General features: G+C 58.4%; 21 protein-coding genes. 12 read left to right on the forward strand and 9 right to left on the reverse strand.

What is annotated here, in order from left to right:
• Window positions 1-106: 106 nt before the first annotated feature.
• Entirely contained in the window at window positions 107-1,066 is a 960-nt protein-coding gene (gene speB, locus AC3IUF_RS15860) for an agmatinase (RefSeq protein ID WP_489278559.1), read from the reverse strand.
• 16 nt (window positions 1,067-1,082) lie between these two features.
• Window positions 1,083-2,174 (reverse strand): polyamine ABC transporter substrate-binding protein, encoded by a 1,092-nt coding sequence (locus AC3IUF_RS15865; protein WP_489278561.1) that lies wholly within the window; start codon window positions 2,172-2,174, stop codon window positions 1,083-1,085.
• 99 nt (window positions 2,175-2,273) lie between these two features.
• Between AC3IUF_RS15865 and AC3IUF_RS15870 the strand changes: the two genes are divergently transcribed.
• The 4 genes from AC3IUF_RS15870 (at window position 2,274) to AC3IUF_RS15885 (ending at window position 5,991) form a co-directional block, all read left to right on the forward strand.
• Window positions 2,274-3,167, forward strand: coding sequence for a LysR family transcriptional regulator (locus AC3IUF_RS15870; protein WP_007917400.1), 894 nt, complete (start codon window positions 2,274-2,276; stop codon window positions 3,165-3,167).
• 217 nt (window positions 3,168-3,384) lie between these two features.
• Window positions 3,385-4,851 carry a nucleobase:cation symporter-2 family protein gene (locus AC3IUF_RS15875; RefSeq protein ID WP_077572736.1) on the forward strand — a complete coding sequence of 489 codons (1,467 nt, stop codon included), beginning with the start codon at window positions 3,385-3,387 and terminating at the stop codon, window positions 4,849-4,851.
• A gap of 67 nt (window positions 4,852-4,918) precedes the next feature.
• Window positions 4,919-5,392: an LEA/WHy family protein gene (locus AC3IUF_RS15880; protein ID WP_489278562.1), complete on the forward strand. Its 474-nt coding sequence runs from the start codon at window positions 4,919-4,921 to the stop codon at window positions 5,390-5,392.
• A gap of 53 nt (window positions 5,393-5,445) precedes the next feature.
• The gene (locus tag AC3IUF_RS15885; RefSeq protein ID WP_447785582.1) at window positions 5,446-5,991 is read left to right on the forward strand and encodes a GNAT family N-acetyltransferase; all 546 of its coding nucleotides are present in this window, start codon (window positions 5,446-5,448) and stop codon (window positions 5,989-5,991) included.
• Between the two features lie 142 nt (window positions 5,992-6,133).
• Here AC3IUF_RS15885 and AC3IUF_RS15890 read toward each other — a convergent pair whose 3' ends face one another.
• Window positions 6,134-7,057 carry a carbon-nitrogen hydrolase family protein gene (locus AC3IUF_RS15890; protein ID WP_489278565.1) on the reverse strand — a complete coding sequence of 308 codons (924 nt, stop codon included), beginning with the start codon at window positions 7,055-7,057 and terminating at the stop codon, window positions 6,134-6,136.
• A gap of 84 nt (window positions 7,058-7,141) precedes the next feature.
• Between AC3IUF_RS15890 and AC3IUF_RS15895 the strand changes: the two genes are divergently transcribed.
• Window positions 7,142-8,050, forward strand: coding sequence for a LysR family transcriptional regulator (locus AC3IUF_RS15895; protein ID WP_007917410.1), 909 nt, complete (start codon window positions 7,142-7,144; stop codon window positions 8,048-8,050).
• A 4-nt stretch (window positions 8,051-8,054) separates the two neighbouring features.
• Here AC3IUF_RS15895 and AC3IUF_RS15900 read toward each other — a convergent pair whose 3' ends face one another.
• Entirely contained in the window at window positions 8,055-8,309 is a 255-nt protein-coding gene (locus AC3IUF_RS15900; RefSeq protein WP_007917411.1) for a hypothetical protein, read from the reverse strand.
• A gap of 154 nt (window positions 8,310-8,463) precedes the next feature.
• Here AC3IUF_RS15900 and AC3IUF_RS15905 point away from each other — a divergent pair, with 154 nt between their 5' ends.
• Window positions 8,464-8,781, forward strand: coding sequence for an ElaB/YgaM/YqjD family protein (locus AC3IUF_RS15905; RefSeq protein ID WP_007917413.1), 318 nt, complete (start codon window positions 8,464-8,466; stop codon window positions 8,779-8,781).
• A gap of 180 nt (window positions 8,782-8,961) precedes the next feature.
• Here the strand turns inward: AC3IUF_RS15905 and AC3IUF_RS15910 are convergent, their stop codons facing one another.
• On the reverse strand, window positions 8,962-10,002 hold the full coding sequence (locus AC3IUF_RS15910; RefSeq protein WP_123375364.1) for an Ldh family oxidoreductase: 1,041 nt from the start codon (window positions 10,000-10,002) through the stop codon (window positions 8,962-8,964).
• Window positions 10,003-10,230: 228 nt separating this feature from the next.
• On the opposite strand from AC3IUF_RS15910, the gene AC3IUF_RS15915 reads away from it, so the two are divergent.
• Window positions 10,231-15,105, forward strand: a complete 4,875-nt coding sequence (locus AC3IUF_RS15915; RefSeq protein ID WP_489278567.1) for a dermonecrotic toxin domain-containing protein — start codon at window positions 10,231-10,233, stop codon at window positions 15,103-15,105.
• Between the two features lie 65 nt (window positions 15,106-15,170).
• On the opposite strand, the gene AC3IUF_RS15920 is transcribed toward AC3IUF_RS15915, so the two are convergent.
• Window positions 15,171-15,440 carry a PepSY domain-containing protein gene (locus AC3IUF_RS15920; RefSeq protein WP_042705002.1) on the reverse strand — a complete coding sequence of 90 codons (270 nt, stop codon included), beginning with the start codon at window positions 15,438-15,440 and terminating at the stop codon, window positions 15,171-15,173.
• A gap of 152 nt (window positions 15,441-15,592) precedes the next feature.
• Here AC3IUF_RS15920 and AC3IUF_RS15925 point away from each other — a divergent pair, with 152 nt between their 5' ends.
• Window positions 15,593-16,594, forward strand: a complete 1,002-nt coding sequence (locus AC3IUF_RS15925) for a FecR family protein (RefSeq protein ID WP_489278568.1) — start codon at window positions 15,593-15,595, stop codon at window positions 16,592-16,594.
• Window positions 16,595-16,650: 56 nt separating this feature from the next.
• On the opposite strand, the gene pvdQ is transcribed toward AC3IUF_RS15925, so the two are convergent.
• Both pvdQ and AC3IUF_RS15935 read right to left on the reverse strand, forming a co-directional pair.
• Complete coding sequence (gene pvdQ, locus AC3IUF_RS15930) at window positions 16,651-18,996, reverse strand: bifunctional acylase PvdQ (RefSeq protein ID WP_489278570.1); 2,346 nt, start codon at window positions 18,994-18,996, stop codon at window positions 16,651-16,653.
• Between the two features lie 532 nt (window positions 18,997-19,528).
• A protein-coding gene (locus tag AC3IUF_RS15935; protein ID WP_463543596.1) for an IS3 family transposase occupies window positions 19,529-20,712 on the reverse strand; the annotation gives its coding sequence in 2 pieces (ribosomal slippage) (window positions 19,529-20,448 and window positions 20,448-20,712; 1,185 coding nt in all).
• A gap of 469 nt (window positions 20,713-21,181) precedes the next feature.
• On the opposite strand from AC3IUF_RS15935, the gene AC3IUF_RS15940 reads away from it, so the two are divergent.
• Entirely contained in the window at window positions 21,182-21,559 is a 378-nt protein-coding gene (locus AC3IUF_RS15940) for a hypothetical protein (protein ID WP_007918105.1), read from the forward strand.
• Between the two features lie 18 nt (window positions 21,560-21,577).
• Here AC3IUF_RS15940 and AC3IUF_RS15945 read toward each other — a convergent pair whose 3' ends face one another.
• Window positions 21,578-21,766, reverse strand: coding sequence for a hypothetical protein (locus tag AC3IUF_RS15945; RefSeq protein ID WP_007918108.1), 189 nt, complete (start codon window positions 21,764-21,766; stop codon window positions 21,578-21,580).
• Between the two features lie 158 nt (window positions 21,767-21,924).
• Between AC3IUF_RS15945 and AC3IUF_RS15950 the strand changes: the two genes are divergently transcribed.
• The 3 genes from AC3IUF_RS15950 to AC3IUF_RS15960 all read left to right on the forward strand — a co-directional run bounded on the left by AC3IUF_RS15950 (window position 21,925) and on the right by AC3IUF_RS15960 (window position 24,730).
• Entirely contained in the window at window positions 21,925-22,065 is a 141-nt protein-coding gene (locus tag AC3IUF_RS15950) for a hypothetical protein (RefSeq protein ID WP_007918111.1), read from the forward strand.
• Window positions 22,066-22,340: 275 nt separating this feature from the next.
• A complete protein-coding gene (locus AC3IUF_RS15955) occupies window positions 22,341-23,588 on the forward strand; it encodes an MFS transporter (protein WP_489278573.1) in 1,248 nt (415 codons plus the stop codon).
• Window positions 23,589-23,599: 11 nt separating this feature from the next.
• A complete protein-coding gene (locus tag AC3IUF_RS15960; RefSeq protein ID WP_489278575.1) occupies window positions 23,600-24,730 on the forward strand; it encodes a LuxE/PaaK family acyltransferase in 1,131 nt (376 codons plus the stop codon).
• Window position 24,731: the final 1 nt, after the last annotated feature.

Consider the following 24,731-nt stretch of genomic DNA (forward strand, 5'->3'; position numbering starts at 1 on the left):
GAGCGAGCTTGCTCGCGAAAGCGGCGGATCAGTCGATAAAGATGTTGGCTGAAAAATGACGCCTTCGCGAGCAGGCTGGCTCCCACAGGGGGTACGCAGTGTTGCGTCAAATATCGACCTTGTGTCGAGCGGCGTAGAGGCAGAGCATTTCCATCGCCAGTGTGGCGGCGGCCAGTGAGGTGACGTCGGCGTGATCGTAAGCCGGGGCAACTTCCACCACGTCCATGCCGACCAGATTGATCCCGCGCAAACCACCGAGAATTTCCAGCGCTTGCACGGTGCTCAAACCGCCGCAGACAGGCGTTCCGGTTCCGGGTGCAAACGCCGGATCCAGGCAATCAATGTCGAACGTCAGGTACACCGGGTTATCGCCAACCCGGGCGCGGATCGCTTCGACAATCGCTTCGCAGCCACGGCGATGCACCTGCCGGGCGTCCAGCACCTGAAAACCCATGTGATCGTCATTGGTCGTGCGCAAACCGATCTGCACCGAACGTGCCGGATCGACCAGACCTTCGCGCGCCGCGTGCCAGAACATGGTGCCGTGATCGACGCGTTTACCCTCTTCATCCGGCCAGGTGTCGCTGTGCGCATCGAAATGAATCAGCGACAGCGCGCCGTGCTTGCGCGCATGGGCCTTGAGCAGCGGATAGCTGATGAAGTGATCACCACCAAATGTGAGCATGGCGCTGCCGGCGTTGAGAATCTGTTCGGCGTGGGCCTCGATGCGTTCCGGGACGGTGTGTGGCGAGCCGTAATCGAAATTGCAGTCGCCGTAATCAATCACCGCCAGATGATCGAACGGGTCAAACGTCCACGGCCAGTGGCGCTCCCAGGCAATCCCGGTGGAAGCCGCGCGAATCCCCCGTGGCCCGAAACGTGCGCCGGGGCGGTTGCTGGTGGCCGTGTCGAACGGCACGCCGCTGACCGCGACATCGACGCCGCGCAGATCACGGCTGTAACGCCGGCGCATGAAACTGGTGATGCCGGCGTAGGTGCTTTCGGCGGCGGTGCCATAAAGGCTGTCACGGGTCAGGGCCTGATCGTTTTGCATGGGCACATCCATCGTGGTGCTCCTGTTGTTATTGATGGCTACGGAAAGTGGTCCACAGACGCGTGCGCTGACGCATGTCCTTGAGGCTCATGCTGCGATCGGCATACAGCCGCGCGCGCACCTCGCTGGGTGGGTAGATGTCGGGATCGTTGCGCACGGCTTCATCCACCAATGGCGTGGCAGCCTGGTTGGCAGTGGCAAAAAACAGCGTGTTGGTCAACTCGGCCACCGAGTCCGGCCGCAGCATGAATTCGATGAACGCCCGCGCGGCTTCGGGGTGCGGCGCATCTTTGGGGATGGCCAGATTGTCTTGCCACACCAGCGTGCCTTCTTTGGGAATGCGATACGCCACTTCGAAGGGTTTATTGGCCTTGTGTGCCTGATCAGCGGCCATGCTCGCGTCGCCGTTGTACGTCAGCGCAAGGCACACGTTGCCACTGGCCAGGTCATTGATCTGCCGGCCAGTGGCGACGTAGAGCACCGACGGCTGAAGTTTCTGCAATAAAGCCTCGGCGGCGGCCAGATCGCTTTTGTCCGTGCTGTAGGGATCTTTACCCAGGTAATGCAGGGCCAGACCAATGACCTCCTGCGGCGAATCGAGGATCGCGATGCCGCAGTCTTTCAGCTTGCTGGCGTTCTCGGGTTTGAACAGCAGATCGAGGCTGTTGAGCGGCACATCGGGCAAGCGCTGCTTCACTGCCTCGACGTTCATCCCCAGACCCAAGGTGCCCCAGGTGTACGGCACGCCGTAGCGATTGCCGGGGTCGACGGCGGACATTTTTTCCAGCAGGTCCGGATCAAGATTGGCGTAGCCCTTGAGGCCGTCGTGGGGGATTTCTTTCAGCGCACCCGCCGCAAGTCCTCGCGCCAGAACGCTGGACGACGGCACCACCACGTCATAGCCGCTACCACCGGTGAGCAACTTGGTCTCCAGCACCTCGGAGGTGTCGAAGGTGTCGTAACGCACATGGATACCGGTTTCCTGCTCGAACCGTTGCAGGGTTTGCGGTGGCACGTAATCGGCCCAGCTGTACAGATTTAGCGTTTTGTCCTCGGCCTGCGCCTGAAGAGCCACGGACAACAGCAGCGCGGAGAAACACAGCTTGAACACGGGAGCCATGACGAACACCTGACCGGAGGAAGTGGTTGCAGAATGCGCGGTCCGATACATTAGAAAAATAGCCGAATAATTATCCTGACTTTATTCCGGAGTAATGTGATGTTGGGTCAACTGCACGACGTCGATTTGCAACTGTTGCGCCTGTTTGTGCGGGTGGTCGAGTGCGGTGGTTTCAGCGCGGCTCAAGGTGATCTGGGCCTGAGCCAGTCAAGCATCAGTCAGCAAATGGCCAAACTGGAAACCCGTCTCGGCTATCGTCTGTGCAGTCGCGGCAAGGGCGGTTTCAGCGTCACGCCCAAGGGCGAGCAGTTGCTGATTGCTGTGCGCACGTTGTTTGAATCGATTGAAACCTTCCGCCATCAATCCAACGGCGTCGCCGGGCGTTTGATCGGCGAAGTGCGCTTGGGGATCTCCGAGTCGGTCGATCAGTCGGTGTTGCAGCGGGTGGCGGTGGCAATCCGCCGCTTTCGCGAGCGTGATGAATCTGTACGCATCGAATTGATCAGTGCCATGCCCGGCGAAATGGAACGCCTGCTGTTGCAACAGCGACTGGATCTGGCGATCGGTTATTTTTCGCAAGTGCAAAGTGCCTTCGACTATCGCCAGTTGTTTAGCGAAACCCAGCATTTGTACTGTGCTGCCGGCCATCCGTTGTTTACCGATGCAGCGCCGAGTGATGCAGCCTTGCAGGCCTGTGACCGAGTCGATCATCCCTATCGGTTTTTGCGCAGTGACGAACCGTTTCAGGGCAAGGTCTGCTCGGCGCGGTCGGAGCAGGTTGAAGGTACGCTGACCTTTATTCTGTCGGGTAAACATGTCGGCTATCTGCCGGATCACTATGCGCGCAGTTGGCAAGCCAAGGGCCTGCTGCGGCCAATCCGCGAGGGCGAGTTGAGTTTCGAGGTGGCGTTTCATCTGGCCCGGCATCGGGCACAGGTGCCGGGGGATGCGCAAAAGGCGTTTGAAGAAGATCTGCTCGCAGCCTTCTCCTGATACATCTCGCTGTAGGAGCTGCCGCAGGCTGCGATCTTTTGATCTTAAAAGATCGCAGCCTCGTTTCACTCGACACCTCCTACATAGCTGTCTACCGCTAGCGGCCAATAAAACCTGACCTTTCAGGCAGTTATTGCTCGTTGCCCTCGCCGCCCTCTTCCGGCATCCTGCGCCTCCATTTTCTGACCCGGCCCCGCCTCGCGGCGCGCAAAACACCATGACCGCCTCTGAAAAAGCCCCGCGCAACAACGACCTGATCTATGGTCTCAACGACCGCCCGCACCTCACTGCCACCGTGTTTGCCGCACTGCAACACGTGTTGGCGAGCTTCGTCGGCATTATCACCCCGACCCTGATCATGGGCGGCGCCCTCGGTCTGCACAGTGAAATCCCCTACCTGATCAGCATGGCGCTGTTCGTTTCCGGCCTCGGCACCTTCGTCCAGGCCAAGCGCTTCGGCCCGGTCGGTTCGGGATTGTTGTGCCTGCAAGGCACCAGTTTTTCCTTTATCAGCGTGATTCTCAGTGCCGGGTTCATGGTCAAGGCGCGCGGTGGTGGCACCGATGAAATTCTCTCGACGATCTTCGGCGTGTGCTTTTTCGCAGCCTTCATCGAAGTGGTGCTGAGCCAGTTCATCGGCAAACTGCGCATGCTGATCACCCCGGTGGTCACCGGCACCATCATCACGCTGATGGGCCTGTCGCTGATCAAAGTGGCCATGACCGACATTGCCGGCGGTTTCGGCGCGCCGGATCTGGGCGCGGCCAGCCATATCTTTCTGGCAGCGCTGGTGATCGGCACCATCGTCGTGCTGAACCGCGTCGACGTGCCGTTTCTGCGCCTGGGCGCGATCGTTATCGGCCTGACGCTGGGCTATGTGGTTGCGTGGCTGATGGGCACCGTGGATTTCGCCTCCATGCCCGAGGTGCCGCTGGTCAGCGTGCCGGTGCCGTTCAAGTACGGTTTCAACTTCGACTGGGTGGCGTTCGTGCCGGTGGCGGTGATTTTCCTCGTGTCGCCGCTGGAAGCTGCCGGTGATCTGACCGCCAACTCGATGATCTCGCGACAACCGGTCAAAGGCCCGCTGTACATCCGCCGAATCAAGTCCGGCCTGCTCGCCGACGGCCTCAACTCGGCCATGGCGGCGGTGTTCAACAGCATGCCGATGGTGACCTTCGCGCAGAACAACGGCGTGATTCAGCTCACCGGCGTGGCCAGCCGCTACGTCGCCTTCTTCATTGCCGGTTTGCTGGTGCTGCTGGGGCTGTTCCCGATGATCGGCGCGGTGCTGCAACTGATGCCGAAACCGGTACTGGGTGGCGCCGAATTGGTGATGTTCGGCACCGTCGCGGTGGCCGGCATCAAGATCCTCGCCGAGGCTGGCCTGCATCGACGCAACATGTTGATCGTGGCGATTTCGCTGGGCATGGGTCTGGGTATCGCTGCCGTGCCAGAAGTCCTGCGTGAGCTGCCGCAAGCGCTGCGCAACATCTTCGAATCGCCGATCACCGTCGGTGCGTTGTGCGCTATCGTGCTGAACATCTTTCTGCCGGAAGAATTCATCGAGCTGGAAGAAGACGATTTCGACCCGGAAGCTTCTATCCTTCAAGTCATGGAAAACCCGGACATGCCGGCCAAAGGTGAACCTGCCCCGGCGGCGGCTGTCGCACAGTTGAACCGCTAACGTCTGGCCTTTGAGAGAAAGGGCTGAGCCGGTGACGGTTCAGCCCTTTTTTGTTGAGAGACCGTTTATGCGCCGTTTCCAAGCCGTCATGCTGTCACTGCTTCTGCTGTCCATCAGCGCCTGTGCGCTTTTCCCCAACCGTGATCCGGTGAACATCAACGTGGTCGGCCTCGAACCGTTGCCGAGCCAGGATCTGGAAGTGCGTTTCGCCATCAAGATTCGCGTACAGAACCCCAATGAGACGGCCATCGACTACAACGGCATTGCGCTGGATCTGGAGGTCAACGGCCATTCGCTGGCCTCCGGCGTGAGCGATCAGAGCGGTTCGATCCCGCGTTTTTCCGAAACCATCGTCACAGTCCCCGTCAGCATCTCGGCGTTCTCGGTGCTGCGCCAGACTCTTGGCCTGAGCCAGACGCAATCCCTCGATAACCTGCCCTATGTGCTGCGCGGCAAGCTTGCCGGCGGTCTGTTTGGCACCATGCGCTTTGTCGACAGCGGCAAGCTCAGCCTGCCCAAGGCCACTGCCGCTACCTGGTAAAAATGCGCTAGCCTGCTTCGTTCCTGAAAGACACGCATGGAGGCTGCAGCTTTATGGAAGACATACCGACGCTGTACACCGAACGACTGATCCTGCGCCCATTGCAACTGGCCGATGCCGAAGCCGTGCAGCGCGAATTTCCGCATTGGGACGTGGTGCGTTATCTGAACGCGGCCGTGCCATGGCCGTATCCGGAGGACGGTGCCCTCGCCTATCTGCGCGACATTGCCTTGCCAGCGGTGGCGGCAGGCAAGGAGTGGCATTGGACGATTCGCCTCAAGGCCGCACCCGAACAGTTGATCGGCAATATCAGCCTGATGGATCAGGCGGACAACCATCGCGGCTTCTGGCTGGCGCCGGCGTGGCAAGGTCAGGGCTTGATGACTGAAGCCTGTGCGGTGGTGACCGATTACTGGTTCAACGCTCTGCAACGCCCGCTGATGCGCGTGCCGAAAGCGGCGCCGAACATCGGCTCACGCAGAATCTCGGAGCGCGCGGGAATGCGTTTGATTCGGACCGATGAAGACGATTTCGTCGCTGGGCGTTTCCCTCGGGAGCTCTGGGAGATCACCCGCGAAGAATGGCAGCAACGCCACTGATTTCCAAGACACACCACCGATCCATTGTAGGAGCTGCCGAAGGCTGCGATCTTTTGCTTTTGTTTTTTAAGATCAAGATCAAGATCAAGATCAAAAGATCGCAGCCTTCGGCAGCTCCTACAGGGGTTACCAAGGCAGTGGGTTAGGTGTGGAAGCGCACCCCGGGTTTGGCGCGTTCATCTACTGACAGCTCAAACACATCCGGCCGCGCATAGTGGCCGACCACATCGTAGTCATAGCGCGCACGCACCAGTTCATCGGTGTCGATTTCAGCCGTGAGCAAGCCCGCCTCACCGCGCAACGGCCCCGCCAGCACGTCGCCCATCGGTCCGACAATCACGCTGCCGCCGGCAATCAACGGTCGATCCGCCGGCCAGTTGGCAATGTCGACACCCAACGCCTGAGGCGATGCCTGCACCTGGCACGCACTGACCACAAAGCAGCGGCCTTCATGGGCGATGTGACGCATGCTGACCTGCCACATTTCACGCTCGTCCACGGTCGGTGCACACCACACGTCAATGCCTTTGGCGTACATCGCCGTGCGCAGCAGCGGCATCATGTTTTCCCAGCACACCACGGCGCCGAGCTTGCCCACCTGGGTGTCGAACACCGGCAAAGTCGAGCCGTCGCCCTTGCCCCAGATCAACCGTTCGGTGCCGGTTGGCATCAGTTTGCGGTGTTTGCCGACGAGGCCGTCCTGCGGGTCGAAATACAGCGCGGTGCAATACAGCGTGCTGCCAGAGCGTTCAATCACGCCGATCACCAGATTGGCCCCGGTCCGCGCCGACAGACCGGCCAGCGCTTGCGTCTCGGCCCCCGGCACATCGATCGCATTGGCAAAATAACGGGCGTAGGCTTCACGCCCCTCAGGCAGGCGATAACCCAATTGTGTGCCGAAACCCTCGCCTTTCGGATAACCGCCCAGCAGCGCTTCCGGCATCACTACCAGCGCCGCGCCGGATTCGCTGATCGCGCCTTCCCAACTCAAAATCTGTTCCAGAGTGGCAGCTTTGCCGTCGGGCAATGCGCCGATTTGCAGCGCGGCAACAATCGATTTGGCCATTACGGGGACTCCTTCAGGTTCAGTGGTTGCCGATTCTGCGGCGCCACGCGATCATGAATAAAGCCCCAATTGCTGCTTAATGATATGAGCCAAATGAATATCGCCACGGTCGACCTCAATCTGCTGAAAGTCTTTGAAGCCTTGCATGAAGAATCCAGCGCCAGCCGCGCGGCGTTGCGTCTGGGCGTCACGCAATCGGCCGTCAGCGCGGCGTTGCGCCGGTTGCGTGAGGTTTACGGCGATCAATTGTTCGTGCGCACCGGGCGTGGGCTGGCCCCGACGCTCAAAGCCAATCAATTGAAACCGGTGGTCAGCGACGCGCTGAACAAATGCCGACAAAGTCTGGCGATGGTCGACCCGGCGGCCAATCAATACGAGGGTCGCTCGGTTACCGTAGGGCTGTCGGATGACTTCGAGATCGCCTACGGTCGCCGCCTGATCGAAGAAATCGCCCGCATCGCACCGAAGCTGCGGGTGATCTTTCGACAGACTCATAGTCAGATCGTCGCCCGCGCGCTGATGGAACGCAGCATCGATCTGGCGATTACTGCCGGTGGCTTTGCCGAGCGCTTGCTCAGCCGTCAGGTGTTGGGCGAAGGTGGATATGCCTGTCTGGTCGATCCGGCGAGCCTTGCGCCTGGTCAGCAACAGATTGATCTTGAGGCGTTCGTTGCCCGCGAGCACATTCTGGTGTCGTCCGGCGGGTTTATCGGGATTACCGATGAGGGGTTGGCGGCGCTGGGACTGAGCCGGCGAGTGTGCGCCTCGACCACACATTTCGCCGCGCTGCCGTATCTGCTCAAGGGCAGCCGGGCGGTGGCGACGATTCCGACGCATGCCGCCGAGAGCATCGCCGCACTCAGCGGTCTGGCGCTGCTGCCCTGCCCGCTGAAGTTGCCGCGTTATCCGATCGAACTGGGCTGGCGCACCAGCACGCAGATCGATCCGGTGGTGGTCAAAGTGCGTGAAGCGATTGCCACGACGTTCAGTTGAAGCGTTACTTGTTGGCGGCCATCAGGCGATTGACTTCACTGCGTACCATGTTGGCGAACTCCGGCGGCGACATGCCGTCCAGTTCCGCGCGGACCCACTCGGCCCATTTGCCTTTGCGCTTGCCGCGCTCGCCGAACAAACGCGCGGCTTCGCCTTTGGCTTTGCCCAGATTGTTCTGCCAGAGTTCGAACAGACGGGATTTCTCGTCTTCCAGCGCAGCGCGCTCTGCAAGGGATTTGTCGGCCAGATTGAAACTCATGGGGAATTATCCTGCTGCGTAAAATGGCGACATCTTACACGCTCGACGGAAATCTCCCGCGCAGGTTTTTATTTCTGACCTAAATTCAGTGCAACTTTTCAGCAAGCGCCACACTCCATTGATCACTGTCCATTCAACTGCAAGGAGTCACCCAATGGCCCGCAAATCCGCCGTGCAAGCCGCCGAAGACCAAATCAAGGATCAGGCCTTCAGCGAACTTCAGGCTCTGATTCAAGAGTCCGACAAACTGCTCAAGAGCAGCGCCTCACTGGTCGGCGAAGAAGCGGAAACGCTGCGCGGACAAATCGCCCTGAAACTGCAACAGGCGCTGGATTCCGTGTCGAGCGTGCGTGATCGCACCAAACCAGCGGTCGATGCCACCGAAAGCTACATCGGCGGCCACCCGTGGCAGACCGTGGCGATCTCCGCCGGTTTCGGCCTGGTGGTCGGCTTGCTGCTCGGCCGTCGCTGAGTCAAACGCGCACGAAAAAGGCGAACCCACTGGGTTCGCCTTTTTTATGCCTGCCGGTTTTTTTCTGTTCAGATCCTGAATTCAGCTCGGTATTCCACGTCGGCGTACCTCGCCCATTCACCTCGTTCAGTCCCCTCTCCCCCCGGGAGAGGGCTAGGGTGAGGGGCCTTTGCTCTTTGCTCACACCCCCGCCAGTTCGCGCAACTGCGCCAGCGTCTGCGCGTCCAGCACAATGCCCTCAGCCAACGACTTACTGCGTTGCCAATGCCGACGATCCCCCGGCAAACGCTTGAGCCCGACACTGTGCATCTGGCGCACCAGTTCGCCACTGCGTTCGGCAAAACCCTGCCCGGCGGCTTTGCTCGGGTCGATGACAATCAGCAACTGCCCGGTCCACGGCGTTTTCGCCCCGGGATGATTGGACCAGTCGAACTCGAAGGAAAAATTCCCCCCGGTCAACGCTGCGGCCAGCAACTCGACCATCATCGACAGCGCCGAACCCTTATGACCACCGAACGGCAACAACGCCCCGCCCTCAAGAATCGCCTTGGGATCCTGAGTCGGCTGACCGAGGCTGTCCACGCCCATCCCGGCCGGCAGCCGCTCACCTTTGCGCGCAGCGATCTGCACGTCGCCATGGGCGATCGCGCTGGTGGCCAGGTCGAAGACAATCGGCGCGGCGCCGGCCCGTGGCGCGGCGAACGCAATCGGGTTGGTGCCGAACAGTGGCCGGTCGGCGCCATGGGGCACCACGCAGGTCATGCTGTTGACCACACTGAGCGCCACCAGACCTTCATCGGCGAAAGGTTCGACATCCGGCCACAGTGCGGCGAAGTGGTGAGAGTTGCGAATCGCCAACACGGCAATCCCGGCGTTTCGCGCCTTCTCCACCAGCAGCGGCCGGGCGGCAGCCAGTGCCGGTTGGGCGAAACCGTTGCCGGCATCGACACGGACAAATCCCGAGGCGACATCTTCGACGTGCGGCACCGCGTGCCCGTTGACCCAGCCGCTGGCCAACGTCGAGACATAACCGGGAATGCGAAACACGCCATGGCTGTGAGCGCCGTCGCGCTCGGCCCCGGCGCAGTTGGCGGCCAGCACTTGCGCGACGTCGGCGGAGGTGCCGTGGCGCAGGAAAATCGTTTCAAGCAGTTGCGTCAGCGCTTCGAGAGATAACGAGGACGCGACAGCAGAGGACACATGATCGTGTGGCGCAGACATCTGAAGCTCCAGAATGATTATTGGAGGGAACAACAGCGTACGGACGACTTGCTCGTCGATTAACCACGGCGGAGCTGTCGGCTGTCAACCCTTCGATCATTCGGGAGTGATTGACGCCCTTCCGCACATTTCAGCTCGGCGCGTGCGGTAACTATGTACCGCCTGCGCGCTGAACTGCGTACCTATTCTTGAGCCCCCGCCCAAGGCGCCTGCATTCAGAGCTCAGCGATGTCTAGCCCCACTGCACCTTTATTGTTCCCCGACATTCTTAAATCCCCAGGCCTGCATGAGGGCTTTCGTCTGGCCCACGGTCTGAACAGCAAAGATTTCTCTTGGCTCGCTCATGTGCAACTGGCAACCCATGCGCTGCGCAGCGAACAAACCCCGCCGATGCTGGCCGAACGCATTCTGTTAAACGCCGACAAGCAATTGGCTGTGCCGCTGGCCGGCAGTTTTATTCTCAGCGCCGGGCCGGATGACAAGGGCGTGTTTCTCTATACCCCCTACGATGGCCTGAAAAAATACAGCGATCACAAGGTGCTGACCGAAGCCTTGCAAGCGCGCCTCGACAACGCTGACGAAAAGGATGATCTGCTTGCCTTTCTCACCGTGTCGCTGCGCAAGGAATTGGTGGAGAAACGCAGTTTTACCCTGACCCGTGAAACGATCGAAGGCGATGTATTTGACGATCAACAAGCCGCGATCAGCCAATCTCAGGAAACCTGCGGGCGCGACCAGCTGGATGAACTCAAACGCCTGCCTTCGCTGACCACCCTGCTGGAAAAGATTCTCGATGAACTGCTCGAACCTCACTTTGCCGGTTTGCAGCAGTCGCGCACCCGGGTCAGTTTTTTCGCTGACACCGCCCCACTCTCCGGGGATGTCAGGCAATGGGTCGATTCGCTATCGCTGAGTGAAGCGCTACTGCTGTACTTCCGCCGTCATGGCTGGCCGCGTGGTCAGACAGCTGAATTTTCCCATCCCGCCCGCGCAACCCGGCCTGCTGACCAGATCGCGTGGGCAGAAGCGATCAAATCCGCGGCGGGAAAACTGACCATGCTGTTGTTTCGGCAACTCGAGGCCTACTGGAATGCCGCCTCATTCGAGGGCTCGCCCAGACGCGCATTCTTCAGCCAGACACTGCAGGATCAGGTGCGTGCGGATTTGATGATCAAGCGCGAAACGGAAATCCTCTCTGCCGCTGAGTTCGACGCATTGCACTGCTTGATTCGGGAACCGAATGTCGCTTTCCAGCGACCCACCTTCGAAACCGTGTGCTTGCGCGAGGAGAGCACCTATGTCGAGTTGGCCGGCTCGCTGATGATCAACCATGACAAGGCCTATCTCTACACCCCCACGCAAGGCTTTCAGGTTCTCACCGACTACGCCGATCTGAAACAGACGTTGACCGCCAAACTCAATACCGCCGGACATGAGGACGAGCTGTACGGCCTCATGAGTATGGAGGAGCGCAATCGCTATCTTGGTTTCACCAACGCCCAGGTGTCCGGTGAAAACATCGGCGGCGAGATCATTGCGACGCTGTTTGAGGCAATCCTCACCAAACAGCGCCAGAACGTTGAATACGTCTTGCAACTCTTTCGCCAAAGCGAGCGCACGACTGACATCCATGCGCTTTTCGACAAGGCGCTGGATGTCCGCGCACTGATTCACGAGCGTCTGCTCAAGCTTGACGTCAACGAACGCTGGAGCACCCGCCCGCTGTTTTCCAGCGCACCACCCTCCTCACTCGTGCAGGCCGACAAGGCTGGGCAATTGGCGACAAAGCTGGAACGCACCCTGGATAATCTCACCAGCCACTTTAAAAATCAGCCGACCACGAGCAGCACTGAACAACGCGCCTTTCTCGAAGATATTCGATGGAAACTGGCGCAGGCTTTCGAGGACGGCGTGCGTGGAGAGGCACAGATGAGAAACCTCAGCGGGTCCTGGCTGACGGCCGAGCGAACACTAGTCGAAACCGTGTTCAACGCAAAACACGCAACACGCATGGATCGCCAGTCCCTCAATGGCTTCCGGCCGGATGCATGGTCGCTCACCCTCACCCGCACGGGCCAAAGTGAAGTGATGTCGCTCGCCCACTGCGTACTCCTGACCGAACGCGGAGGCATGGATGTCAAGCATTCCGGGCGGGCCATCCTGTGGACCCCAGCCATGGGCCTGGAATCGTTCGACGACATCGCCATTGCGCAAAAGCAAATGCAACGACGGCTCGACGACAACAACCAGAATCAGACGCTGCTGGAAAACCTGCCACCGAAGCAACGCCAACTCGATCAGCCATACACTCTGGGTACCTTCCAGCTGATTGAAGGCGATGTGTTGAACGATCGCATGCAGTCGGCCATTGAACATTTCCTCGACCATTGCGAGCTATTACGCGTTTGCATCAAGGACAAGGACACACTCGCTAACTTCCTGAGTCAGATGAAAAACACCGTCATCGATAGCAACTTGCGCCGGGCCATTGAACTCGCGCGGGCCATCGTCCGCCGGCTCGACTATCCAGACTGGTTACGCATGGCCCCGGTCACCGAACAACACACGCAACTCGCCCTGCTGGATGAACTGCGGCGCAGCTTTATCGATGGCAAGGATTTTCTCGAAGGCGTCCCTGCCTTAGCTACCTATGTCGAGCAGACGCTGAAGACCCTGCTCGACGCCAGATTCCCGAACAATGGACTCAAACCCCAGGAGATCCAGATCACACCGAATCTGACGCTGGCCGGCCCTGCGTGCAATCTTCTCGATTTTGCCTTGCATCACTACAACATCGTGCAGGGCACCGGGTTCAAGGTTGCCTCGAACACAGCCACCGCGTTACCGAAGCACCTCAATCAGACTGCCGTGCAGCAACTGCTGCAATCCCTCGATATCACCACCACCTACACGCAGAAAGTGACGCAAGCGCTGTCAGCTGACAGTGCCTCGGCACGCACCAGCAAAGCGCGCTTTTTACGTCAATTGCCCTGGCAGTTGATGCAGCACGCGCACTCGCTGAAGTTGCAGCAACAGCTGTCAGAAAGCGGCTACGACTACATTTGCCAGGTTCTGGACATGCCGGACGGGGTGGCGCGTGCCACAGTCAAGGACGCCCACGCCATTGTCTGCCCGCTGTTATTGAACAAAACCACGGGCGCCGCTTTTGTCGAGGCCCTCGGACTTTATGTGATCGGGCCGGGTGCAGGACAAACAGGTCCACGGGTGCTCTACGCGCCTTACTCCAAATACGTTTTTCGCGAATTCGATAATGAAGCGCAGTTGATTGATGCGTTGAATACACCGGGGCACTTCCAGGATCTGATCATTCGACGTTTGCCCTCAGGGCAACAGGCAGGCTTCAGGAATCTATTGAAAACAACGATCGGCAAACCGACTGAAATCAAGCTGCAAAGCACTGCCATTAACGGCAATCTACTGGAGCGATTGCACAAGGACACGCTCAGCCTGTTGCCGCAGTTGCTCAGTTGCCAGCCGCAGATCAATGCGCAATCCGACTGGGAAGCGGCGAAGTTTCTATTCAGCCACGGTGTCCGTCTGGTCCCCCATCTGTTGCCGGGGAAACTCGCTTCTTTGTTTTTTCTCTGGAAGAGTTACAAGGACTTCAAAGAGTCTGCCGAAGACCTGCAGGAGCACCATTGGGCGAACGCCCTGAAAAGCTTCATTGCAGGAGCGATCTCCCTGTTCAGTCTGGGTCGTTTATCCTGGGAAACAGAAGTGGAAGAGGAAACAGCCGAATTTGCCACTGAAACGCAGGCGCCTGGATCGACGGCTGTCGCAAGCGGCGCGACGACAACGGTAAAAGCCGCCTCTCGCTGGGCAAAAGTCGCACCCGTTACGGCCTCTCGCATTAATCTGCAACGCTTTGAAACCACCACCGCTCTCGAGAAGCTGAAGCTTGAGGACAATAAACTTGTTTATAGGGATTCGTCGACGGCACAAAAATATGCGGCGATTGCCGGCAAGGTCTATCCGGTGATCCAGTCTGAAAAAACCTGGTATTTGCAGGTAAAGGACGGCGGGCAAGGGCCGGCGCTTGAACAGAAGAACTCGAGACTTGTAATTGCCGGCGCCGACAAGTCGGCTCGTCGTTGCCGGTCAAAACAACGCAACAGCGTGCAAACCGACATCGAGCGCAGCCGCTCAATAATGATGCACATCCAGGCCAAAGGGATGGCACAAATCAACCGCCGCTATCCCGCCAGAGCCTTCGTGATTCAGCAAGCTGTCGGTCGGGCGAGAGACTATGCGCTGAATTGCCTGCACAACTTCGTCATAAATCGCGACAACCTGGGTGGCACTCGAGTTGAAACATTACTCAAACACTTTTTCGAAGTTTCGCAAATCACACCCAGGCTACTCAGAAAAATCGAACAGGTGATCATTCCCCTTTGCCGTGAGTTAACTGATCCAAAAGATGACTTGCTCTATACGGAACGCTTTTTCGCGGGCCTGAATGCGCGGTATGGCGACGATACGGTTGCATTTGTTTTCAAGGAAGACAAACGAAAGGTCGTCCACTTCACCGAACTCTTTTTTAATCCGGGGCTGCATGCCTACACCGCTTTTCTGCCGCCCAGGTTCAATATTGACTCTCATGCTCGCGCGATCACGCTGATCCATGAACTTTCGCATTTAGTCTGCGACAGCGACGATTTCGAATCCGTAGAGGCGATGGGGCCATTTCCCCAACTTATCGATACATCAACCGCAAACGGACTACGTCTCAAAGCTGATATTGATCGGCTGCGTAAGTCCTTTTCCCGCTCCACCCCATTTTCGCAGTTGTTCGCAGAGAAGAGTACGAAGGGTGTGTGGGTGGGTCTGGATCAGTTGCCGGAGCGCGCCAATGAGTACAAAAAAATTCTCAGTCTGACAAAAACCCAAAACCTCGCAGATGCACGTAAAGCCTTTCGCAGTGCGGTTTCTGATGAAGCACGCGTTGATGTGATGCTGGCCAACGCCGACTCGATCGCGTTGCTCATCAGCGAAATGGGCCGGGAACTGGACCCGCTTCCGGTCCCCATACCTTTACCGGCGCCAACTTCAAGTCAGACAGGATCCTCATCTGCTTCGCCTTGACGACTGGAACAAAAAAATACGCCGGCTAGAAGCCGGCGCATCTTCACACGTTGCATTCGGGTTGGTTAATCCTTCTGATCACGCAACACATTGCCCGACGCCCCGTCGATACGGAACTCGTAGACAACGCCATCAGCTTTGCGCCCCTCGCCTTTCCAGTAGCCGTTGTTGTCGGCCTCGATCTCATAGACCTCGACATAACCGGCCTTGGTCTTGACGATCTCGATGGCTTTTTCGATGGTGATCCAGCCAGCGCCCGGCCGATCGGCCAACGCTGCGCCAGCGCTGAGCAAACTGGCGGTGGCAATCAACGCTGCGATTGTCTTTTTGATCATTTTTTCACTCCATTTGTGAATAGTGTTCATTAGCGTCCTGCTTTTTGGGTGCCGGAGCGAAAAATAAGTTCCACTTTGATGGGTAAATGCCATGACGGATGTTCTCGGCAACTTGCCGACAAGGTTAGAATGTGCGAAATCAGGACGAGTCAATGACCCAAGACACCCTCTCGGAAGCCGAATACGATGCGATCACTGATGCCGCCGCGCATTGGTGCATGCGTGTGCACGCCGCCGACTGCACAGACGGAGAACGTCTCGCATTCAAGCAATGGCACGACGCACATCCACTGCATGCCTTCGAATATGAAGCCATGCTGGAAATCTGGGAAGTGGCTGAACACTTGCCTCGCCCGGAATCGGCGTCATTCGTGCCAGCGCCTCGACCTTCGCGCGCATGGCGTCAATTCGCTGTTGCCGCCGGTGTCTGTGCACTCGCTCTACCACTGGCCGCTTACACTGGCTGGAACCTGGGCTGGCTGCCCGACAGCTATGAACATTTCGCCGCCAGCGATAATGTCCGGCAGGTCACGCTGAGTGATGGCAGCCAGATCGAACTGAACCTGAACACCGACCTGACCTTCAGCAATTACAAGGACGAACGCCGGGTCACCCTGAAAAAAGGTGAAGCGTTCTTTACGGTCAGTCACGACATGTCCCACCCGTTTGTCGTCCGCGCAGGCGAAGGCAAGATTCGAGTCACGGGAACACGGTTCAACGTCTGGATGTATCAGGATCAAGTGCGCGTGAACCTGATCGAAGGTTCGGTGCTGGTCACCAGCAATCGTTCATTACCGGGCGATGGCTTGCGCCTTGGCCCGTCGATGCAGGCACGTTACAAACAAGGCGACTACATGCCACAGATCAGCCAGACCTACGCCAGCGACACGTCACTGGCGTGGCGCAATGGCAAACTGGTGCTGGATAACCTGGCGTTGAGCGAAGCACTGCCACTGATCAACCGTTATCTGAGCAATCCACTCGAACTGGCTGATAACAGCACCGGTTCGATTCGCGTGGGTGGCATCTACAACATCAAAGAGCTGAACAACCTCGCCAACAGCCTGCCCAAGGTGCTGCCGGTCTACCTGAGCCGTAACAAGGAAGGTAACCCGGTGATCAACTCGATACCGCAACAGCCGCCAAAAAGCTGAAGGCCGCACCCCTTGCAGGATGCGGCCTTCAGGCTCGATGCAATGAACGCTTGTACTTATTGAGCGGCGACTTTCCCCACCTTGTCCAACGTCGCGCGAACAGTCTGCAGCTGATACTGCGGATCAGCCTGAATCTGCTGCTCGGTGAACGGCAGCACACTCCACTGCTTCTTCGAGAATGCCTCGGTCTGATCCCGCGAATACTTCGATGCCGGATCGCTGGACAGCGAGAACGCCAGTAGCCCTTGGGCGTGCGGGCCTTTGTCGTCAAAGGTCACGACTTGCAGGTAGCTGGTGCCACTGACCACTTCGAGTTTGCCGTCCTCACGGGACACGCTCTGGATGGCGTTGTAGATCCCGAGAACAGCCGGCCCGCCGTGAATCGGCGTCTGTTGCCCGCCACTGCTGACCACCTGGATATCACCCCAGCGGGTTTGCGGCGTGAGGCCCATTTTTGTACTCGATTCGACCGACGCCAACATGGCCGCACGCAACGCCTTGGCCACCGCTGGCTGCTCGACTGCCAGGCCACGCGGAGTGTGTTGCGCATCCTTGGGATCGAACGCCACGCGCCAGACATCCGGCGAAGCCTGCAATGCCTGCATGATGTTCTGGAAGTGCACCAGGCCCACGCCCGAATCAAGATTGGCGCGGCCATCCCAGGCCTTGAGGCTGACGCAAACCGGTTTGAGAGCCTGAGCGTCGGCGCCGAGGTCAGCGGCACAGAACTTCAACAGATCCGGCACCACCTGCGTTGCCAGATACACCTGGTCGTCCATCACCATTTGCTGCAGATCCTTCACCGCCAACGGCCCTTTCTTGCTCAGTGTGCTCAAACGCTCCAGAGCAAACCGGGCGCGCAAGCCCAGCGGCTGGCCATCCTGACTGATCAACGGCGAGAAACCGGTGAGCGGCTGCGCCGGGTTGGCCAGCCATGCCGAGTCATTGGAGTGCTGGACAAAGTCCTTGCGCAGCAGTTGCGGCAGTTGGCTGGAGGCATAAATGCCTTTCTGCGCCGCTTGCGGGTCGATGTCCCACGCGCAGGCACTGTTGGAGCCGTCCAGCACGATCATTTGTGTGCCGATACGCGGGTCGCTGCACTTGGCCAGTTTCTCGGCGTTGACGTTCGGCACCACCGACAGGTTCATGTACAGCGTCTGGCCTTTGTCATCGACGGCCAGGGTGTTGACCCACGGAATCCCCTGAATCTTGTGCACCGAATCCTGCAGTTCTTGCAGCGTCTTCGCCTGATTCATCGTGTACCACTGGTTCAACACCCGATCATTGTCGAGGTTGGCGTCGCGCAGGCTATAAGCGAACTGATTGTCCCAGTCGAGCTTGCCCGGCCATTGCACAATCGGCCCGAATTGCGAGCTGTAGACATCACGCGAGACCGGAACCACCTGCCCGTCGGCCTGTTTCACCTGCACGGTGACGGTCTGCTTGTTCAACGGCAGGGATTTGCCATCGAGCAGATAGCGTGTGGAATCCTTCGGATCGAGTTGCAAACGATACAAGGTGAAGTGTTTCGACGAATCGACCGTGTGCGTCCAGGCCAGGTGCTGATTGAAACCGATATTGATCATCGGCAGGCCCGGCAATGCTGCGCCCATGACGTCGAGTTTGCCGGGAATGGTCAGGTGCATCTGATAGAAGCGCATGCCGCCGACCCAAGGAAAGTGCGGGTTAGCCAGCAACATCCCGCGGCCATTGACCGAGCGTTCACTGCCCACTGCGACAGCGTTACTGCCACGGTCCAGGGCGAAGCGCTGCTGACGTGCGTCAGCCAACTGATAGGCCTGCACGTTTTGTTCGATTGCGGCGCTCGCATGCGGCGGTGTAGCACCGACCAGGGCCTCGGCGAACTGGCCGACACCGCCCTCGACCAACAGACGGCGGGTCAGCTTCACCAGATCTTCCGGTGCAATCTCTCGCACCCACTCACCCTGACACTGTTGCGGCAAGCCTTGCGGACGGCGCTCGGCCAGATAACGGTTGTAGCCGGCGGCGTAGCCCTCAACCAGATCACGCACCTGCGCAGGTTGCGCCTGCCAGAAAGCCTTGACTGCTTCAGGCGTATTGAGCCAGGTAAAAAACACGTCGCTGACGCGGTTTTCGCGTTGCTCGACGGTGAACTGATCCGGACCGAAGTAACGGGAACGCTGGCCATTGACCGTCACGATCTCGTTGGCCAGCAGGCACAGATTGTCCTGGGCATAGGCATAGCCAATGCCAAAACCCAGCCCGCGCTCGTCTTGCGCGCGGATATGCGGCACGCCAAAAGCAGTGCGGCGAATATCGGCGCTGACGTCCGTGGCCGGGCTGAACGCATGGGCCGAACCACTCAAGCCAAAAACCACGCCGGCCAAAGTCAGTCCGGTTAACTGTCTGGAAATTATCACGCTCGCTCCTGATCGACATGCCAAAGAGCGGATCTGACGCTGACGCGGACCCGCCCTGGAAACACCCACGCGTCCACGCGCAATGAGCCTGTCGAAGAAACGAAGCCGAAGAAAAAAATTTAGGCTCGCCGCGTAATCCCCGAAAGCACAATCAAAAGCCCCTCATCCTAGCCCTCCCGAAACGTCGGACCGCCCAGAGGGAGAGGGAACTGACCGAGGTGATTGGTAGAGGTACGCCGACATGAAATACCGAGCCGGACTCGAACCCAGAAGCAGATCAAAAACTCCTCACCCTAGCTATCTCCCAGAGGGAGAGGGAACTGACCGAGGTGATTGGTAGAGGTATGCCGACATGAAATACCGAGCCGCACTCAAATTCGCAAGCAAATCAAAAGCCCCACCCACCCCGCTTCTCACCACTCAACAGGATGAGCGTTAGCTCGGCTGCAGCTCTTGATCTTGCCGTGCTGGCCCCTTCGGCAGGCTGAGTGGAGGGATTTATCCGGGGGTGGGAGCGCAGCGACTGCAGTGGTCAACTAATTCCGGACACCTCGATAGGTGGTTTTGACGCCATCGCTCGCTCATAAACGGTCGGTGGCAGATATCCCAGTTTCGAGTGCAGCCGTTCGTTGTTGTAAAACCCAACGATGTATTCGGTGATGTCGCGGATCGCTTCAGCGTGGTTCGCGTAGTCACGTCGCCATACCCGCTCCATTTTCAAACTCAAAAAGAAGCGCTCCATCACTGCGTTGTCCCAGCAATTACCTTTACGGCTCATGCTCTGCTGCATGTCGTTTCTTGCCAGTAATTCTCTGTAAGCTGCACTCGCATATTGGCTACCCCGATCTGAGTGGGCAATCAAGCCTGGTGGCGGTTGACGTTGCGCGATAGCCAGTTGCATCGCAGTGCACACCAGCTCTGCCGGCATGTTCGGAGCCATCGACCAGCCCACTATCTTGCGTGAAAACAAGTCCAATACCACGGCCAGATACAACCAGCCACTGCGGGTGCGGATATAGGTGATGTCGGCTACCCAAGCCTTGTTTGGCGCCACTTGGTCAAAATTTCTGCTCAGTACATTCTCTGCAATCGGCAGGTCATGATTACTATCGGTTGTGTGTACAAACTTGCGCTTCCAGGCTGAACGCAGTCCGTTAGCCCGCATCAATCGACGGATTTTATACAGCCCGACAAGCATGCCTTTACCGCGCAAAGCGTCGCGCAAAGGGCGGCTGCCGTAGCAGCCTCCACTCTCGGCGAAAGACGCCTTGAGTTGCACAAGAACAGGACAACTCTGCCGAACAGGCGCATCAGCACGCTTCTGAGACTCATAGAAGCCTGAACGACTGATGCTCAGCAACCGACAGACATGTGCCACTGAGTAAGCCTTCTGTTGCAGCTGCCGAACCAGTCGATACCTTACTTCAGCTCGCGGGCAAAGAAGGCGGTAGCCTTTTTTAAGATGTCGTTGTCCACCTTGAGCTGACGATTTTCCTGTTCCAATTGCCGGATGCGCTGTTGCTCTGCCGTTAATGGCTTGCCGATTCCGGCCTGCCCCAGTTGCTCTGCCTCGTATTGCTGAACCCAGCGTCGAACGGCTGTCTCACCAATGTTCAGATCCTGGCAAACCTGTACAACGGTGAGTCCCTGATCCTTGATCATCTTCACGACTTGCAGCTTGAAGCTGTCGTCGAATGCCCTGCGTTTTTTAGTCATGAATAACTCCTCGATAGATGTATTTTCCACCTATCGGGGTGTCCGGGGAAATTAGACCACTGCAGACCGTTCGACGAAGTCGAACACATCGAGAGGAGGTGCAGCGAAGCAAACCGTAGGCGATGCCCCCGGATAGATCCCGCAACGAAGGCACCCGAGCCACGGCGAGGGCCGAACGCCGGGGCCCAGACCTTTGGTTCCTTTGGGGCGTTTGCCAAAGGGACTCGCTGTAAGAGCGAAACCGCCAGCCGCAACACCCAAAACAACGGATATTCACCCAAAACCCCAAGAGCCTGGTCGGCCCAAAGGCCGCCAAGCCCAAAGCGATCTCAAGCCAGAATCACAAGAAAAAGACAAACCCCCGACAAATTTTCTACATCTTTTCTTTCATGATTTGTCGTGCTGATACGTCTTGTTTAAAGAGCGCAAAAAAACCTTTCCCGATCAGGCTCTGAAAAGGAGTAATCGCATGTACAACTCGCAACTACCAACGGACGGTAGCCAGGCCCCCAAAGGAGCTTCCATGAGCCCACACGCGAGCGATTTCGGGCAACGCGTCGAGCGTCACGGCAACGAACGCATCCGTTTGCTGCTGAAAAGTTTCGGGCTGCGCACCAGCCTGATTCGTCTGAAAGTCATTGATGCCCTGCTGGTCGCCGCACAAAGCGAGCGGCGTCTGGGTGTGCGCGGCGTCCACAGCCAATTGCTGGATCTGGATATCCCGCTGTCCTTTCTCAGTGTGCGCGAAGTGCTCAAGCGTCTATGCGCCGAAGGGGTGATCACCTTCAATGAAGACAAGAGCTACAGCCTGCATCCACAGGCTGCGGCAGTCCTCAACAACGATTGATGCGTGCGGCAAACGCCGTCAAGGCTTGACCTTGCGGCGCATGACGCCGTTGATCACCACCACGATCACTGCCACACCGATGGCGACGAACTGGAACGTCTTTTCCGAAATCATTCCTTGGTTTTGCAGCCAGGACAGGCCGAGCATGATCGCCAGGACCGACACGGCGATCAGAATCGAATAAATCAAGCGTTGCTTGTGGGTCATTGCGGCTTCCTGAAACGGTGAAATGTATCCGGTTTGTATCCGCTTGCATGCCATGCACATACCGTTCTACGGGGATGCGCCGCTGCAATCGGGGTCTCATGTTACAGCCGATGAAGAGTTTTGGCTTCATGACGGCGTAACCATGAGGAATTTTCAAAATGCTGCGTCGAATCACCTGGCTGATTCCCGTTCTTGCACTGCTGACCCTGAGTGGCTGCATCATCTTCCCCCACGGCGGCTGGCATGACGATCACCACCGTTATTACCAGGGTGGCCCTGGTTATTACCAACATCGCTAGAACAGGATTGTTCGCCCTGCCCGCTTGCCCATGAACAGATTGAGGCAGGAACTCAACAAGCCCGATCAACTTCAAACAAAGCCCGCCCTGTTGCGGGCTCTTCTGTTTTTGCCGACGCCGGCTGCCGCGCAGTTGAAACTCACCTGATACGCAAAGCGGACTGGCTAAACAAGTTGCAAGCATTTGAAATCTAATGTCGCAGCAAAAGAATAGGTCACACCCGCCTCTGCAACTAGTCTCTGGCAACTTTCTTCTACTCTCTAACAGGGACGTTTATGCAGAGAACACTTATAAGAATCGGGCCGCGACAAGTACTAGGGTTTTGTTTGGCGCTGAGCGCTTTTGAACTTCTGACGTATATGGCAAGTGACTTGATCATGCCAGCCATGTTGGCCGTGACAACAGAACTTCAGGCCGACGTCAGACATGTTCCCCATGCGTTCAATCTGTATCTGATCGGCGGAGTCTGCCTGCAATGGCTGATTGGGCCGCTGTCCGATCAATGGGGTCGGCGGCGGGTACTGTTGATCGGCTGCGCATTGTTTGCAATCGCCTGCGCAAGTGCATTTGCCACCCAGCGCATTGAAACCTTCAATCTGCTGCGACTGTTGCAAGGCATGGGCCTGGGTTTCGTGGTCGCGGTCAGTTATCCCGCCCTTCAGGAAGTATTCTGCGAGGCCGATGCGGTGCGTTTGATGGCGCTGCTCGGCAATATCGCCCTGCTTTCACCGCTGCTGGGGCCGCTACTGGGTATTGTCTTGCTGCAATGGCTATCCTGGCGCGAGCTGTTTCTGGGCCTGGGTTTTGCCGCATCAATGGTCTGGCTGGGGCTTTTCGTCTGCATGCCGGAAACGGTCGGGGTCACTCGCGGCGATGGGCAAGTACAAGCCGCCGTGCCTTTTTCCTGGCGCCAGACCGGTCAACGCTACCGAGCTCTCTTGAGTAATCGTCGCTTCCTCGCTGCCAGTCTCGCACTGGGGCTCATGAGCCTGCCGCTGATCGCCTGGATCGGCCTGGCACCATTGCTGCTGATGCAGCTGCTCGAGCTGATGCCGCTGGAATATGCCTTGTGGCAGATTCCGGTTTTTTCCGCCGTCATCACTGGCAATCTGATCCTCGACCGCTTGCTGGTTACGCATTCTTTATCCCGGTTGATCCGGTTGGCGCTCTGGCCTTTTTGTCTGGGCCTTGTGGCGTTGATTGCCTGCGCGCTGTCAGGTGCCGGACTGGGCGCAGTGGTTGCCAGTCTGGCGCTGTACGCGGTCGGGCTGGGAATGAGCAACGCTGCGCTGTATCGGCTGGCGCTGTTTGCCAGCGACGACAGCAAGGGGTTGGTTTCGGCGCTGGCCGGCATGATTTCGATTGCTGTGATGGGGCTCGGCGGCTCACTGATTGCCGGCATCGGCGGTGGCGCCCGCCTCGACCTCTTCGCACTCTGCGCCGCCCTCAGCGGCCTGATGTGCCTGCCCCTGTTGCACGGTTTGTTGCAACGCACACCTCCCGACTCCTCCACTGCTCAATAACGGACTATTGAATGAATCACTTCCCCGCCAGCGATGCGCTTTGCGCATTGCCACACCCCTATTGCCCGGATTCCGTGCCAGCAGGCCTGTTTGATCGGGCCATGACCGAGATCAGTCATTTTCATTGCCAGCACACACCCGGCTACGAACATTGGCTGAACGCCAACGGCCTCGATGTGAAGGATCTGGACAGCCTCGATGACTGGTCCCGGCTACCGCCGATTCTGGCCAATTTTTTCAAGCAGCAACTGTTACTCAGCCCCACCGGGGAGGATGCCCTGGAACTGACATCGTCCGGCACCAGCGGCCAAAAAAGCCGCATGCGCTATGACCCGCGCAGTCTGTCGGCCGCGCAGTTCATGGTTGAACGAATCTTTAGTCATTACGGTTGGCATTCAGCGGATACGCCGTGCAATTACCTGCTGCTGAGCTACGAACCGCGGGGCGCGATCACCCTGGGGACGTCCTACACCGACCAATTCCTCTGCCGCTTTGCGCCCGTCAACCGCGTTGTCTACGCCTTGCGCTGCAACGGCGATGGCCATCAGTTCGATGTGTTCGGGGTCATCGCGGCCCTGCAAGCGTTCGCCGAAGAAGGCCTGCCCGTGCGCATTTTCGGCTTCCCGGCGTTTCTTTGGCAGACCTTGCAGCAGATGCAGGCCACCGGCGTGCCTGCGCTGAAACTGCCGAGTACTTCACTGGTGTTTTTCGGCGGTGGCTGGAAAACCCGATCCAGCGAGGAAGTTCCAAAACAACAACTGTATGGGCGCATCGCCCGGCAACTGGGCATCGAAGTTTCGCAGTGCCGCGACGGTTACGGCGCGGTCGAACATGCGGTGCCGTATATCGAATGTGCCCGGCATCATTTTCATGTCCCCGTTTACGCCAAAGCTTACGTGCGCAATCCGCAGGACTTTTCCATCCAGCCTTACGGTCAGCAGGGCTTGCTGGGATTCGTCTCGCCCTACATCTCGTCCAGCCCGGCGCACGCGGTGGTGATGAGCGATCTGGCGACGCTGCATCCCGGGTCGAGTTGTGATTGCGGCCTCGCCAGTGACTGGTTCGAACTGCAGGGTCGCGCAGGCACCACGGCCGGTAGAAGCTGTGCGATGGCCGCGTCCGAATTGCTGGGGGGGCACTGAC

The sequence above is a fragment of the Pseudomonas sp. KH_040 genome (assembly GCF_057839305.1).